Source organism: Altererythrobacter sp., from assembly GCF_050299635.1.
GTDB lineage: Bacteria > Pseudomonadota > Alphaproteobacteria > Sphingomonadales > Sphingomonadaceae > Erythrobacter.
This window is the reverse complement of the sequence record NZ_JBNKWF010000007.1, coordinates 1-14928: the sequence shown is the minus strand read 5'-3', so window position 1 is coordinate 14928 and position 14928 is coordinate 1. Positions and strand designations below refer to the sequence as shown.

16 protein-coding genes are annotated in these 14928 nt (G+C 62.1%); 4 read left to right on the top strand and 12 right to left on the bottom strand.

The genetic code is table 11. From position 1 onward, the window contains the following. Positions 1-42: 42 nt before the first annotated feature. The 9 genes from ACQY6C_RS04940 to ACQY6C_RS04900 form a co-directional block, all read right to left on the bottom strand. Complete coding sequence (locus tag ACQY6C_RS04940) at positions 43-738, bottom strand: NAD(P)H-binding protein (protein WP_427965576.1); 696 nt, start codon at positions 736-738, stop codon at positions 43-45. Then, the gene (locus ACQY6C_RS04935) at positions 731-1891 is read right to left on the bottom strand and encodes a deoxyguanosinetriphosphate triphosphohydrolase (RefSeq protein WP_427965573.1); all 1161 of its coding nucleotides are present in this window, start codon (positions 1889-1891) and stop codon (positions 731-733) included. The genes ACQY6C_RS04940 and ACQY6C_RS04935 overlap by 8 nt, the downstream gene beginning before the upstream one ends. A gap of 95 nt (positions 1892-1986) precedes the next feature. Then, positions 1987-2682 (bottom strand): aspartate/glutamate racemase family protein, encoded by a 696-nt coding sequence (locus ACQY6C_RS04930; RefSeq protein WP_427965570.1) that lies wholly within the window; start codon positions 2680-2682, stop codon positions 1987-1989. A gap of 153 nt (positions 2683-2835) precedes the next feature. After that, positions 2836-3846 carry an SO2930 family diheme c-type cytochrome gene (locus ACQY6C_RS04925; RefSeq protein ID WP_427965567.1) on the bottom strand — a complete coding sequence of 337 codons (1011 nt, stop codon included), beginning with the start codon at positions 3844-3846 and terminating at the stop codon, positions 2836-2838. After that, a complete protein-coding gene (locus ACQY6C_RS04920; protein WP_427965564.1) occupies positions 3846-5057 on the bottom strand; it encodes a parallel beta-helix domain-containing protein in 1212 nt (403 codons plus the stop codon). Before ACQY6C_RS04920 ends, ACQY6C_RS04925 begins: the two co-directional genes overlap by 1 nt. 58 nt (positions 5058-5115) lie before the next feature. Next, positions 5116-6525: an NAD(P)(+) transhydrogenase (Re/Si-specific) subunit beta gene (locus ACQY6C_RS04915; RefSeq protein ID WP_427965561.1), complete on the bottom strand. Its 1410-nt coding sequence runs from the start codon at positions 6523-6525 to the stop codon at positions 5116-5118. Positions 6526-6659: 134 nt separating this feature from the next. Then, positions 6660-6944: an NAD(P) transhydrogenase subunit alpha gene (locus ACQY6C_RS04910; RefSeq protein ID WP_427965558.1), complete on the bottom strand. Its 285-nt coding sequence runs from the start codon at positions 6942-6944 to the stop codon at positions 6660-6662. A gap of 5 nt (positions 6945-6949) precedes the next feature. After that, complete coding sequence (locus ACQY6C_RS04905) at positions 6950-8071, bottom strand: NAD(P) transhydrogenase subunit alpha (protein ID WP_427965555.1); 1122 nt, start codon at positions 8069-8071, stop codon at positions 6950-6952. Between the two features lie 3 nt (positions 8072-8074). Further along, positions 8075-8197, bottom strand: a complete 123-nt coding sequence (locus tag ACQY6C_RS04900; RefSeq protein WP_427965552.1) for a hypothetical protein — start codon at positions 8195-8197, stop codon at positions 8075-8077. A gap of 212 nt (positions 8198-8409) precedes the next feature. Here ACQY6C_RS04900 and ACQY6C_RS04895 point away from each other — a divergent pair, with 212 nt between their 5' ends. Both ACQY6C_RS04895 and ACQY6C_RS04890 read left to right on the top strand, forming a co-directional pair. Continuing rightward, on the top strand, positions 8410-9822 hold the full coding sequence (locus ACQY6C_RS04895) for a sigma-54-dependent transcriptional regulator (RefSeq protein ID WP_427965551.1): 1413 nt from the start codon (positions 8410-8412) through the stop codon (positions 9820-9822). A 31-nt stretch (positions 9823-9853) separates the two neighbouring features. Further along, positions 9854-10618 (top strand): SDR family NAD(P)-dependent oxidoreductase, encoded by a 765-nt coding sequence (locus tag ACQY6C_RS04890; protein WP_427965548.1) that lies wholly within the window; start codon positions 9854-9856, stop codon positions 10616-10618. On the opposite strand, the gene ACQY6C_RS04885 is transcribed toward ACQY6C_RS04890, so the two are convergent. Beyond that, positions 10606-11046 (bottom strand): GIY-YIG nuclease family protein, encoded by a 441-nt coding sequence (locus ACQY6C_RS04885; RefSeq protein ID WP_427965545.1) that lies wholly within the window; start codon positions 11044-11046, stop codon positions 10606-10608. The genes ACQY6C_RS04890 and ACQY6C_RS04885 overlap by 13 nt on opposite strands. Position 11047: 1 nt before the next feature. Next, positions 11048-12163: a dihydropteroate synthase gene (gene folP / locus ACQY6C_RS04880; RefSeq protein WP_427965542.1), complete on the bottom strand. Its 1116-nt coding sequence runs from the start codon at positions 12161-12163 to the stop codon at positions 11048-11050. A 347-nt stretch (positions 12164-12510) separates the two neighbouring features. Here folP and ACQY6C_RS04875 point away from each other — a divergent pair, with 347 nt between their 5' ends. Continuing rightward, entirely contained in the window at positions 12511-12822 is a 312-nt protein-coding gene (locus ACQY6C_RS04875) for a GIY-YIG nuclease family protein (RefSeq protein ID WP_427965539.1), read from the top strand. Between the two features lie 403 nt (positions 12823-13225). Here ACQY6C_RS04875 and ACQY6C_RS04870 read toward each other — a convergent pair whose 3' ends face one another. Then, complete coding sequence (locus ACQY6C_RS04870; RefSeq protein WP_427965925.1) at positions 13226-14374, bottom strand: site-specific DNA-methyltransferase; 1149 nt, start codon at positions 14372-14374, stop codon at positions 13226-13228. Positions 14375-14636: 262 nt separating this feature from the next. Between ACQY6C_RS04870 and ACQY6C_RS04865 the strand changes: the two genes are divergently transcribed. Beyond that, a partial coding sequence (locus ACQY6C_RS04865) for a sulfotransferase family protein (RefSeq protein WP_427965537.1) occupies positions 14637-14928 on the top strand: 292 nt, incomplete at its 3' end.

Below are 14928 nucleotides of genomic sequence, written 5' to 3'. Positions count from 1 at the left end.
CGCCATGCGTAGCGTGACGAATGAGGCCTGCCTAGAGCGTGTCTAAGCTGCGCGCTTTGCCCAATCGCGTGCGGCGCGCCAGATCGATTCATTGTCATGGGTAAACCGGCCGGCGGCTTTACGCGATGCGAGCTTCAGCGCTCCATCTGCGACAGTTTCCGCCTTGATCGAGCGATAGGCGCGCCACTTGCCTCGCATCAGCGGATCGATCAGAGGGCTGGCCGCGCGCGCGAATCCCTCGCCGAAACGTATGTCGCGTTCGCGCGACCCCCTCAGCAATCCGGGCTGCAAGAGATCGAGCCGCTTGAACCCCACCTTAGACAGGTCGCGCTCCGCTTCGCCCTTCACCCGCAGATACAGATTTTTTGACGCGGGATTGGCTCCGGCGGAGCTGACCGAGACCATGTGCTCAATCCCCAGCTTGACGGCAGCGCGGGCGGTGTCGAGTACCAGATCGTAATCGACAGCGCGAAAGGCGCTTTCGCTTTTGCCCGCGCGTTTCCAGGTGGTGCCAAGGGCGGAGATGAGCACGTTCGGCATCACTACCCCCAGCACTTCGCCCCAATTGGCGGGCTCGGCAATGACCATTTCCATCTTGGCGCCCTGCGGCAGCTTCATCTCGCGCCGGGCGATGGCAACGATCTGCACGTCGTCTCGGCGGCCGATCGATTCCTCGATAATCGAACGACCGATCAGGCCGGTCGCACCCACCAGGGCCACCCGGACTGGTTCAGACATTGCTTAGACCGCCAGGCCGTTCGCCATAAATCGCCGCGCAACGCTCGATCGCAAACCGGTCGCTCATCCCGGCGATGAAATCGGCAATCACGCGGCTGCGCTGCGGATTGTCCTTCGGAAGGCTGGCCCGCCATTCGTCGGGCATCAGCGAAGCGTCCTGCGAATAGGCGGCATAGAGCCGCGCGACTACGTCTCGCGCCCGTTCGGCGGCGGCAACCTGATCCGTATGATAATACAGCCGCTGGTACATAAACTTCTTCAACCCGCGTTCTTCAACCGCCATGCCGGGCGAGAATCCGGCCAATTGACGGCCCGCATCGCGAACTTCGGCAACCGAACCGACACCCTTCACCTGCTCGCGCGTGTGTTCGATCACATCGTTGACCATCAGGCCGATCTGGTCGCGCACGAGCTCGCGCAATTGCCGGTCGCGCGGCGCATGGGGAAAGCGTTTTTCGACAGCCCGCCACTGGTCCGCGAGGAAATCCAGTTCGAGCAAATCTTCCACCGTCAGGAAGCCTGCGCGCAGACCATCGTCGATGTCGTGATTGTCATAGGCGATGTCGTCCGCCACCGCCGCGACCTGCGCCTCCAGCGACGGCCACTGCCCCAGATCGAGCGGGAAAGCCTCGTCCAGTTCGGCCAGCGCCCAGTTCGGCGCGGCGACCGGTCCGTTGTGCTTGGCGAGGCCTTCCAGAAGGTCCCACGACAGATTGAGCCCTTCATGCTCGGGATAAGGGCTTTCGAGCCGCATCACGGTCCGCAGCGCCTGGGCATTGTGGCAGAAGCCGCCGTGCCGCTGCATCGCTTCACCCAGTGCGGATTCCCCTGCATGGCCAAAGGGCGGATGGCCCAGGTCATGCGCCAGGCTGAGCGCTTCAGTCAGGTCTTCGTCCAGCCCCAGTGCCCGCGCGATCACGCGCGCGACTTGCGCCACTTCCAGGCTGTGCGTCATCCGCGTGCGGTAGTGATCGCCCTCCGGCGCAATGAAGACCTGCGTCTTCGATCGCAGGCGACGAAAGCTCATCGAATGGATGATGCGGTCGCGGTCGCGCTGGAATTCGCTGCGCGGCCCGCGCGATCCGCCCCGGTCGAGAGCGAACTCGCGCCCGCGCGGCGCGGACGGATCTGCGGCGTAGATTGCTCTTGTCATGTCCGCGCGTTGCTTAGGTTAGCCGCCTGCCAACAACAACGGCAAATATCGGGCATCGTCGCAGCGCGGGCTCACGCTGCCTTGAGATCACGTCGCTACTCCTCCCCCAGAATCCATTCCAGGGCAGCATCGCAATGGATGCGGGTGCTGTCGAACACCGGCAGGACATTGGCATCGACATCGACCAGCAGGTCCAGCTCCGTACAGGCCAGCACGATCGCCTTGGCGCCTTCCTGTTCCTTGCGGGTGATGATCGTGCGCAATGTGCGTTCCGCGCTGCGCGTGACTTTCCCGACCACCAGTTCCTCATAGATAATCCGGTCGATCGCTTCGACATTCGTCATGTCGGGCGGCAGCAAGTCGACACCGTGAGCCACCAGACGCTGGCGATAGAAGCCTTCGATCATCACATTGCGCGTACCGATCAGCGCGGCATTCTTGCACCCCGCCTTCTCCATCGCAACGCCGACGCATTCGGCGATATGCAGGACGGGAATATCGATTGCCGCCGCAATCTCATCATAGAGGCGGTGCCCGGAATTCGCGCAGATGAGCAGCCCCTCGGCTCCCGCCTGTTCAAGGCGTCTGGCGCTGTCGACCAGCACTGTTTCCGCACGCTTCCAATCCTGGTCTTCCAACAGGCCCCAGAGCTGATGGAAATCCAGGCTCTCAATCAAGAGAGGGGCGCTTGCCATCGGTGCCACGCGGCGCTGCACCGCACGGTTGATCCGGTCATAATACATCGCCGTTGAGACCCAGCTCAAACCGCCGATCATCCCGAGTTTGCGCATCTTGGCTCCCTGATACAGAACACCATGTCTAGCGAAACCCGTGCCGCGGCGTCCATAGGGCTTGGGAGGCAGTGCCAATTCTGCCGGATATTCTCTATATTACATATGTTTATCGAAATACAGGCCCGGCAGCGGCGTATTGGCCCGGCAAGGTCAGTGTGGCATCTGTCCGATCCATCGCCGAACGATGTCAACGCCATCGGGATCGACGGTGCCCTTGCCCAATTCGGGCATGGCAACGCCCGGTTCGATCGATTCCATGCGAAAGGCAAGGATAGATTCGTCGGGCTTGCCTGGTACGATACCGAATTCGAGCCCGCCGGCACCCCTGCCCGCTGCAACGGGCCGTTTCATGATCCCGATTGCCATAGGATCGTGCTGCTCCCAGCGCAGGTCGAGCCCACTGTTGGACGCCGTGGCGCCGGGCTGATGGCAATGCGCGCAATTGACCTCGAGGTATCCGCGCGCAGCGGCCTCCACGCTCGCGCGCTCACGATTCTCCCATAGCGGAATGAGGTCGGCACCTTCGGGCACCGCATCGAGATGCCCAGCCTCGACCATGCCTTCCAGCCACTCGCGCGAGAGGTTGCGCGACTTCGGCCCGATCGGCGTCACCGCTCCATCAAGGCCGTGGCATTCCTTGCACTGGTTCTTGTTGGGGATGCGGTAGCTGATCTGCTCGCCCGATGGAGTCGTTACTGGCAGCCGCGCACCCGCCACAACCAGCCGAGCTTCGGTCTGCTCCTCGTTCCATTGATAAGGCAGCGCCAGCCAACCATCCGCGCGGTGCAGCAGCACCCGCGTCTCAATCAAGCGCCGCTTTCCGCCTTCTTGAAAGGCAAAGGTCTTGATCAGCGCCGAACCGACCGGGAGCCGCAGGAGTCCTTCGCCCTCCGCCAGCACTTTCTGCCCGTTCGGGACATAGACGTAGCGCAGCTTTTCCGCCCCGTCCGAATAGAGCGGCGTGTTGAGCCGATAGGGGGTGACGCCCTTGCCCGGCACTTGTGCACCGCCATCGGCGAAGAAGCCATATTCGGAAAGCGAGCGCGGCAGTCCTTCATCGAGAATCGCAGCCTGATTCACACTGCCAGGCGGCGTCGCCTGCAGCGCGGCAGCACCGACCAGCGCCAGTCCCGCGAAAGCAAGGAGGAAGCGGCCAGCCATCAGCCGCGAATGCGTTGCTGCAGTTCCTCGGGCGCACCCGTGGCGCTCGGCAGGGCAGCGGAATCGGGTTCGGGCACTGCCAGCGGGCCCGGAGTGCCTTCACTTGGCCCTGCCCCCTGACGCGGCAGATTGACGGACCATCCGCCGGTCCCTTCGACCGCCAGCAGCGCGGGCTTTGCACCATCGCTTAGCCCGTCCCACATCAACGGCGGCAAGGCCCCGCCAAAGGCTGCGGTCAGCAACTCTGCACCTTCGAGGTCCGGCGTAGCACCTCCATCGCGATAGACGTTGTCGCCAACCACCACATTACGCGGATAGGGATTGTAGCGCTCATCGGTGAAGCTCATCGGATAGGACACCACCATCACTTGCGCGGTGCCGTTTTCGGTCAGGACATTCTCCGTCACCAGCACGTTCTCATTGGCCATTATCAAAATGCCCGTGCCGCGCGGCACACCGCCCACGATGTTCCCTTCAGGCGCGAAATTGTCCACGTCATTGGCCGTGACGACATTCTCACGAACCACGACATCGCCGCCGCCCATTACCGGCAATGCAGGCAGGTCGAACACCAGAATACCGCCCGTGTTGTGGGTCGCGATATTCTCTTCCACCACGGCGTCACGGCTGTTTTCGATCTCGATCCCGGCAACATTATACTGCACGATCGAGCCGCGCACGGTGATCTCGCGGCTTTGGCCGACATAGATACCCGCGTCCGATGCGCCAGAAACGATGCAGCCATCCACCAGCACGCCAGTGCTTTCGACCGGATAGATCCCGTAAGCGCCATTGGTGCTGAGCGGCCCACCGGTCCAGGTGACACGCACCTTGTGATAAACAATCGCGTCAGCATCCTTGGACTTGATTCCATCGCCCTTGGGATTCTCGACTGCAAAATCGCGCAGGGTGACGAAATCGGATGTGACGAGCAGCCCCTCGCCCGCATCCTGCTGCCCGGTGAAATCGAGCACCGTCGCCCCCATCCCGGCACCGCGCAGCGTCACACTGTCGACATCGAGGCTCAAGCCGTCGGTCAACTCAAAGCGCCCCGGCTCCAGCACGATCTCGTCGCCCGGCTGTGCCAGGATCAGCGCCTCTTGCAGGCGCTCCTGTGCACCTTCTCCCGGCGCGACATTGTGGGTCTCAGCCAGCGCAGGCGTGGCTATCGCGATTGCGGCAATGCAGGCCGCGGTTTTCAGCATCCTCATGGAATGGATGCTGCTATTTACAGCGATGTAAGTCAATCGTCAGGCGCGATTCCTAATCCTAATCGAGCGACTTGACGATTTCCTCGACCATCTTCTTCGCGTCGGAAAGAAGCATCATGGTCTGGTCCATGTAGAACACGTCGTTGTCGACCCCCGCATAGCCTACACCGCCCATGCTGCGCTTGATGAAGAAGACCTGTTTGGCCTTGTCCACATCGAACACCGGCATGCCATAGATGGGCGAGGACTTGTCGGTCTTGGCCGCGGGATTGACCACGTCGTTGGCGCCGATGATGAAGGCAACGTCGGCCTGCGCGAACTCGCTGTTGATGTCCTCAAGTTCGAAGACCTTGTCGTAATCGACGCTCGCTTCGGCCAGCAGCACGTTCATGTGCCCGGGCATGCGGCCCGCCACCGGGTGGATGGCGAATTTCACTTCGACACCCTGCTCCTCAAGCAGATCGGTCATCTCGCGCAGCGCGTGCTGTGCCTGCGCCACCGCCATGCCGTAGCCGGGGATGATGATGACCTTCTCAGCCTGTTCGAGCATGAAGGCGGCATCCTCGGCGCTACCGGTCTTGTAGGGGCGCTGCTCGCCTCCACCGCCGCCAGCCGAGCTCTCGTCCGCACCGAAACCGCCCGCGATCACGCTGATGAAGCTGCGATTCATCGCACGACACATGATGTAGCTGAGGATGGCACCCGAGGAGCCAACCAGCGCGCCGGTGATGATCATCGCGGTGTTATGCAGCGTGAAGCCCATCGCCGCTGCAGCCCATCCCGAATAGCTGTTCAGCATCGACACCACCACCGGCATGTCCGCTCCGCCGATGGGGATGATCAGCAGGAAGCCGATGAGGAAGGCCGCCGCCACGACGATCCAGAACAGCATGCTCTCACCCGGTGCCGCGCTGGGCGCCATGGCGAACATCGCGGTCAGCACGACGATCGCGAGCAGCGTGCCGAGGTTGATGACGTGGCGCATAGGCAACAGGATCGGCGCGCCACTCATGTTGCCGTTGAGCTTGGCAAAGGCGATCACAGAACCGCTGAAGGTGATCGCACCGATGGCTGCGCCAAGCGTCATTTCGACGCGGCTGATGGCCAGAATATTGCCGTCCGCCCCGAGAATGCCGAAGGCGTCGGGGTTCATGAATGCGGCCACGGCTACCAGCACTGCCGCTAGGCCGACCAGCGAGTGGAACGCGGCCACGAGTTGCGGCATCGCCGTCATCGCGATGCGCTGCGCGACGGTGAAGCCAATGATCCCGCCGAGGAAGATCGCAACGCCGATCTCAGCGATATTGGCGATGTCGTGCGTGATCAGCGTAGTCGCTACAGCAATGAGCATGCCGATCATGCCATAGCGATTGCCCGCCCGGCTGGTGCTGGGGCTGGAAAGCCCGCGCAGCGCCAGGATGAACAGCACGCCCGCCACGAGATAGGCCACGGCCACCCAGGGGTTCACAGACTCGGAGACAGTGAGGACATCATATGCATCGCAAGCGAGCAGATCAGATCCCGGAGGTGGGTTGACGTGACATTCGAGCGCGCTTGCTGATGTTGCCCAAATGGCAGTGGGAATACAGAGGAGACGAAGCATCACTTCTTCTCCTTCTTCTTGTACATCGCCAGCATGCGCTCGGTCACGGCGAAGCCGCCGAAGATGTTGACACTGGCCAGCACGACGCCAGCCAGGCCGAGCCATTTGGCAATGTCGCTACCCGCCTCCGCAGAAGCGATCAGCGCACCCACCACGATGACCGAGGATATCGCATTGGTCACCGCCATCAGCGGCGTGTGCAGCGCGGGCGTGACCGACCAGACCACATAATAGCCGACGAAACACGCCAGCACGAAGATCGAGAGGATTGATATGAAGTCCATCTGGCCTACCCCTTCAGCCTCTCGCTCACCACTTCGCCGCCCCGCGTCAGCCGCACGGCGTCACCGATTTCTTCGTCGAGTACCGGCTTGCCCGCTTCCTTGTCCCAGAAGGCGGAGAGGAAATTGAAGTGATTGCGCGCGAACAGCGCGGATGTATCGGCGGCCAAATGCGCGGGCGTGTTTGAAAAGCCCATGATCTTGACCCCGTGCTTCTCGACCACCTGGTCAGGCACAGAACCCTCGACATTGCCGCCCTGCGCCACCGCGAGGTCGAAAATCACGCTGCCCGGCTTCATCGTCGCGATCTGTTCGTCCGAGATGAGCCGCGGTGCGGCGCGCCCGGGAATCAGCGCAGTCGTAATGACGATATCCTGCTTGGCGATATGGCCGGAAACCAGTTCGGCCTGCGCCTTCTGGTATTCCTCACTCATTTCCGTGGCATAGCCGCCGCTGCCTTCGCCTTCGATCCCTGCGACACTCTCGACGAAGATCGGCTTGGCGCCAAGCGACTGGATCTGTTCCCTGGTGGCGCTACGCACATCGGTGGCAGAGACTTGCGCGCCGAGCCGCTTGGCGGTCGCGATCGCCTGCAGGCCCGCCACCCCCACGCCCATGATGAAGACGCGCGCCGCCTGCACTGTGCCGGCAGCAGTCATCATCATCGGGAAGGCGCGGCCATATTCATTCGCCGCAGCCAGAACCGCCTTGTAACCGGCGAGGTTCGACTGGCTTGAAAGCACGTCCATGCTTTGCGCACGGGTGATGCGCGGCATGAATTCCATCGCAAGCGCTTCGAATCCCGCCTTCGCATAGGCTTCGACCCGCTCTTTCTGGCCGAAGGGATCGAACAGTGCCGCCACCCATGCGCCGGGCTTCGCACCCGAAAGCGTCATGACGTCAGGCGCCTGCACGCCCAACACGATGTCGGCATCCTTCACCACATCGGCAGCGGAACCAAGGCTGGCCCCGGCATCCGCATATGCTGAATCTGATATTGAGGCGCTTTCGCCAGCACCCTGCTCGACCGCGAGCGTCGCACCCAAACCGATGAACTTCTTCACCGTTTCAGGTGTGGCGGCAACGCGGGTTTCCCCCGCCGCCCGCTCTTTCAGGATCGCGATCCGCAAGGTCTAGCTGGAGATCAGGATGACGATGACCAGCGCGATCAGCGCTATCGAAGGCACGGACCATTTGAGCAAGGTGATGAAGCCCCCATAGGTCTTTTCTGCCGATTTCATGTCCTGAGTTGCCATTTACGCGATTCCCACCCGTTGATTTGCTAGGTTGGGGATGCTCTATCGCGCAATTCCGCGCTGCTCAAGGCGTCCTATCGTCTAACTATCGTCCAAATGTGGTGTGACCGGGCGAAAAGGCGCTCAATTGCGCAACAGCCTTAATAGGGTCTTTACCCATCGGCGCTAATCCTTCGTTCCGTACCACTGTGGGACGGTTTGTTGGGATATCCATGAGCGAACAGCGCCTCCTGATGCTGATAGACGATGAACCGGCGCAAAGCCGGTTGATCTCGGCGCTCGCCGCGCGCGAGGGCTGGCGCACGATCGTGGCCGAGGATTCCGAAACCGCCATCGCAATGCTGGGCACGCGCGAAGGGATGCAGCTTGCCGCAATCATCCTCGATCAATGGGTTCCGGGCGACGATGCCTGTTCGTTGATCGAGGAACTGAAGGCGCGCCGCCCTGCCCTGCCAATCCTGATGCTGACTACCAGTGCTTCGCCGCTGCTGGCGGTCGAAGCGATGCGTGCGGGCGCGACCGACTATCTCATCAAGCCTATTGCGCCTGACCGGCTGATGGAGGCGCTGCGCGCCGCGACCGAACGCCATGCGCCGCAGGATGAGCTTCAGCCGCTAACCGAGAAAATGCCCGCCGTACTCGACTTCGAGGCGATGATCGGAACGGCGCCCAAGTTCCGAACCGCGCTGGCGCAAGCCGCCAAGGCCGCGCGCGGCCACGCCAATGCGCTGATCGAAGGCGAAAACGGCACAGGCAAGGAAATGTTGCTGCGCGCGATGCACGCAGCCAGCCCCCGCGCCAAGGCTCCCTTGCGGATCATCAATATCGGCGGGGTTCCCACCAATTCGCTTGAATCGGTGCTGTTCGGGCATGAGCCCAACGCCTTCCCCGGCGCATTCGATCGCCAGATCGGCGCATTGCAACATTGCGATGGCGGCACGCTGGTGCTCGACGAAGTGGACCGGATCAACGAAGATCTGCAGGAGCGCTTGTTCGATGTGATCGATAGCGGGATCGTGCGCCCCATCGGGGCGAAGCACGGTTTCAAGGTCGACGTCCGCCTGCTCTGCGCCAGCAATTTCCCACTGCGCGAACTGGCGCAGGCGAACCATTTCCATGCCGGTCTGCTCGAAAAGCTGGGCCAGACGACGATCCAGCTCCCTCCCCTGCGGGAGCGGACGGGCGACATTCCCGCACTGACCCGCCATTTCCTCACCCGGATCGGCGAACAGCCGGGGCTGCGTCACCTCGCGGTATCGGACAATGCACTGGCGCTCCTCGCGGCCTATGACTGGCCCGGCAATGTCCGCCAGTTGCAGGCAGTTCTGTTTCGTGCTGCGGTGTTCTGCGACAACCAGACGCTGACCGCGCAAAGTTTCCCGCAGCTGTGCGAATTGCTGGGCGAACCACAGGAAGTCAGCAATCCGATTCACGAAGGTGTGGGCGTCATGCTCTACACCGAAGACGGCAATTTGCGCCCGCTCGAAGAGATCGAGGCCGATGTCATCCGCCTTGCGATCGGGCATTATCGCGGCCGGATGACCGAAGTCGCCCGGCGGCTCGGCATCGGACGCTCGACGCTCTACCGCAAGCTTTCGGACCTCGGCATCGATAACGCTGCTTGATCGGGCCGCCCCGGCCACCTAGCGCTGCCACATGGCCGAACCATTCGATTTTTCCGGGCGCGTCGCGCTCGTCACCGGCGCCGCATCGGGCATAGGCGCGGCCTGTGCGCGTTGGCTGGACGCGCATGACATCGAGCGCCTGGTGCTGGTCGATGTCGACGAAGACGGGCTCGGCCGACTTGCGCTTTCCTGTCGCGTTGAGCGGCACATCGGAAGCACTGCCGACCCTGAACTGTGGAAGCGGATCGAGGAGGGTCTGGGCCGGCTCGACCATGCTGTGATCAACGCTGGCGTCGCAAGCGGATCGGCGATTGCTGACACCGGCTTTGAAGAGTGGCGGCGCGTCCTCTCGATCAATCTCGACGGTGCTTTCCTCTCGCTCCGCACGGCGATGCGGACAGTGAGCGATGGCGGCTCGATCGTCCTCACGGCGTCGGCAAGCGGCCTGAAGGCAGAGCCGGGCACCGCCGCCTATGGCGCGTCCAAGGCAGGTGTGATCCAGCTTGCCAAGGTCGCCGCGAAGGAAGGCGCGCCCAGCGGCGTGCGCGTCAACGCCATCGCTCCGGGCGGGGTCGATACGCCAATCTGGGACCAGGCGCCCTTCTTCCAGGAGATGGTGGCGCAGCACGGCGGAGATCGTGACGCAGCGCTCAAGGCCATGGCCGCGATGGCGACGCCCTTGGGCCGCTATGCGAGCGCGGAAGAGATCGCGGGTCAAGTCGGCTTCCTGCTTTCCGATGCTGCGGCTTCGATGACCGGAGCGGTGCTCATAGCCGACGGGGGCTATACGTTGTAACTCAGCAGATGCGCTTCGCAGTTCTTGCAATCGCTGCTGCCGAAGCCGGGCATTGCCACTTCAAACCGCCCCGAAGCCAGCAGCGCATCGACAATCGCGCATTCCGATCCGCCTGGGATCGCCAGCGCCATGATGTCCGCCGCGCGCGTGGTCAGCTCATCGACATGCCAGCGGATCGCCTTGCCCTTGCGAAAGTGCCGGGCGAGCCGCGCGCGCAACCCTCCTGGGCCGTTGGCGCTGCCGGCATAGACCAGCCAGCCCGACAGCATGGCCACACCTAGAGCCGCCCGCTCGAACCGCACAGGTCGCGCCAGCTGGATCAGCAGCGCATAGGCGCCCTTGCCGTCGGTGCATTCCCCGATCCGCTCAGGCTCGACCGGCACCCCACCGGGCAAACAAGCCTCGACCTGTGCCAGCAGGTCCGCCATCTCAAACTGGCGGCAGGTCTGAAAAGTCTGTCAGCGCCGCATCGCGCAGTCCGCGCCAGACGTTGCGCGCCTGGACCGTCTCGAACACGTCATGGACGCGCAGGATCTGCACACCTGCATTCATCCCCGCGATGGCGAGTGCGACGCTGCCGCCCAGCCGCTTGTCTGCTTCGGCTTCGTTCGAGAGCGCGCCCACCATCCGTTTGCGGCTCGCGCCCAGCAGCAACGGCTGGCCCAGCGCATGGAACAGCGGCAGCGCATTGATCAGTGCGAGGTTTTCGGCCAGCGACTTGCCGAAGCCTATACCCGGATCGAGCAAGATCTTTGCGCGCGAGATGCCCGCTGCCACCGCCGCATCGCGCCGCTCGCGCAGCCAGTCAAACACGTCGAACACGACGTTGGAATAGTTGCCATCGGCGTGGAGGTCCTCCCCATTGCCGGGCGCATGCATCAGTATAACCGGACAGCCGCTCTTCGCAGCGAGCTCCAGGCTGCGCGGATCGTGACGCATGGCGGACACGTCGTTGGCGATATGCGCGCCCGCTTCCAGCGCCGCCTCCATCACGCCCGCACGGCGCGTGTCGACACTGATCGCGGCGCCCATCGACGCGCAATATTCGACCGCCGGAAGCACGCGGTCCTTCTCGTCGCCTTCCCATGTCGCCGGAGCGCCGGGGCGCGTGCTTTCGCCCCCGATATCGATGATCGCTGCGCCCGCTTCCAGCATGGCCGAAGCATGTGCGCGCCCGGCTTCGGGATTGTCGAGGAATTCCCCTCCGTCGGAGAAGCTGTCAGGCGTGACGTTGAGGATGCCCATCACCTGCGGCTGGTCGAGCCGGACGACGCGCTCGCCCAGCTCCATCGGCGGGTGCGGCAGCTTGAGGTTCGCCCATTGCGCCTGCGCCTCTTCCGCAATGCTTTCCGGCAGGGCCGCCAGGACATTCTCGATCGAGTCCACATCGGCCAGCCAGCGCCCCGCGATGCTTCCTCCACTACGCAGCACCACGGCGAAACGGTTGGCATAGACCATGCCGCCCGCAAGCCGGATCGCCTTGCCATCTTCCTGCTGCGGACCCGGCGCGAAGGTGATCGGGCGGATATAGATGCGGTCTGTCATCGTGTGTGCTTCACTCGGCAAATCCTACTGGATGGAACACATGGAACACTGTCCAATGGGAAGAAAAACTTGCCCGCTTCCATCGCGGGTCCAGGCGCAGATGGGAAGAGCGAAACGCGGTCATTCCACGGGTGTATTGCGGGAAAGGGAAGTAGGACAGGGTGTAGCGCTTCGTGATTGCCATTCCGGCTGCGAGCCACATCCAACCCCGCTCAGCCTGAGCGGATGTGGTCTGGGCCTCAAAATGCAATGTCCGCTTGCGACCCAATTGCGGACGTTCGATTAAAGGACGGAAGCCCCTCCTCTTCGTCATTCCCGCGAAAGCGGGAACCCAGTAGACGATCCTGATGAACCTAGAAGGCTGCCCGACGGTCTATTTGTTGGCCTCACGTCGCAACGGGACGCTCTATGTCGGTGTCACATCCGATTTGATGGGGCGCATTCACAAACATCGCGAAGGGCTCCTGCCCGGTTTCACCCGCGACTATGGCGTAAAGCGCCTCGTCTGGTTCGAACCACATGCGACGATGGAAGATGCCATCTTGCGCGAGAAGCGGATCAAGAAATGGAACCGGGCGTGGAAGCTGGAATTGATCGAAAAGAGCAACCCCGATTGGAACGACTTATCCGAATCCTTCGGCTTCAAGCCCTTGGTATGACTGGGTTCCCGCTTGCGCGGGAATGACGAATTCTGGATGTCGGTAAACGACAACATTGCGGACGTTAGGAGTTGATCAGCTGCTTAACCCATATCGCAATCTTCGCAAGGAGAGCACCTATCAAGGTCCCAATGGTTGACCACATCAAGACTAGAAGGACGTAGAAGAACCATTCAATGATTGGTTGAAATGGCAGGCCTACAAAAACGGGCGATGCCAGAAGGGCTGAAGCAGCCAAAGGCCAAACCAATCTTGGGCGGAATTTTCCCCTTAGTGCTGCAACAATGCAGATCGTGAATGCAATCGCCGCACTAAATGGCAGGAGCAGGATGATCGAAAAATCCACGCGCTTCTAATATCAGTCGGAATGTCCGCTTTCCACCCTAGTTTCGGACCTTCAACCTCAATCCTCTGTCGCCAGCAGGTATAGTTGCCGCGCGGCGTCGATGGGTTTGACGTCGCCGTCCACCTCATAGTGCCAGAAGCTCCAGCCGTTGCAGCTTGGTGCGCCTTGCAGATCCTTGCCCAGCCCGTGGATTGAACCGACCTGCTTTCCAATAGCAAGCGAGCCATCCGCGCGGACCGTGGCGATCCAGCGGCGCTTCTTGTCGAACACTTCGGTGCCCGGCTTGAGATAGCCGTTCTCCACCAGCGCGCCGAAGGCGACGCGCGGCGCAGCCTTCTTGCTCTGCATCGTCTCGATCACGCTCTCGTCGAGCGGCAGTTCCTTCTCGATCCGCTTGTAGGCGGCATCGCGATAGACGTCCTCACGCTCGCAGCCGATCCATTCGCGTCCCAGACGCTTGGCCACTGCGCCGGTCGTGCCCGTGCCGAAGAAGGGATCGAGCACCACGTCGCCCTTCTCGGTCGTCGCCAGCAGCACGCGATAGAGCAGCGCTTCCGGTTTCTGCGTCGGATGCACCTTGTGCCCGCCTTCCTTGAGACGCTCACCGCCCGAACAGATCGGCAGAAGCCAGTCGCTGCGCATCTGCAGTTCGTCATTGAGCGTCTTCATCGCGCGGTAATTGAAGTGGTATTTGGCCTTCTCACCCTGGCTGCACCAAAGCAGCGTCTCATGCGCATTGGTGAAGCGCGTGCCCTTGAAATTGGGCATCGGATTGCTCTTGCGCCAAACGATGTCGTTGAGGATCCAGAAGCCCAGATCCTGCAGGATCGCGCCGACGCGGTAGATATTGTGATAGCTGCCGATCACCCACAGCGATCCGTCTGGCTTGAGCACGCGGCGCGCCTCCGTCAGCCATGCACGCGTGAAATCGTCATAGACCTTGAAGCTCGCAAACTGGTCCCATTCGTCGGTCACGGCATCGACCTGGCTGCCATCGGGCCGGTTGAGGTCGCCGCCAAGCTGCAGGTTATAAGGCGGATCGGCGAACACGCAGTCCACCGACGCATCGGGCAGGCTGCGCATCGCCTCCACGCAATCGCCCGGCAGGATCAGCCCCAAGGGCAGGTCGCGCTGCGCATCACGCGCGACTTCAACAGCTTTCCCGGCCCGCGTGGCGCGCGGTTTTACGGTCTCCAAGACCCCCATCATTTACCCCTCGAGTTTCGCCAATGCAGCGAGTTATCCACAGGGTGAGTCCATTGGGACTCCGCGTCAAGTCCCGAATGATCGCGCATTATGGTTAATGACGCGTTAGTTATGACGGAACAAAAAGAGTCCTGCACAAGATATTGAGTCAAAGGGGATTCACGAGACTCGATATGATGGGGTGTGGCCCTGAAGACTCAATTCCAATTTTGTTCGCGAGAAATTGTGATACCCTTCCTGCGGGTCCGGACAGGGGGATTTTGTGGCACTCAAAGTAATCGGCGCCGGGCTTGGGCGCACCGCTACGTTCACGATAAAGTTCGCGCTCGAACATCTGGGCCTTGGCCCTTGCTTCCATATGTCGGAGGTTTTCGCAGATGGCCGGAGGCAAGTGCCATTGTGGCTGGATGCGATCGGGGGGCGGCCCGATTGGGACGAGATATTCAACGGCTTCCATTCCACCACGGACTATCCGGCCTGCAGCTATTGGCGCGAACTGGCGGAGTTCTATCCCGAGGCAAAGGTGCTGCTGACCGTGCGCGATCCGGACAGCT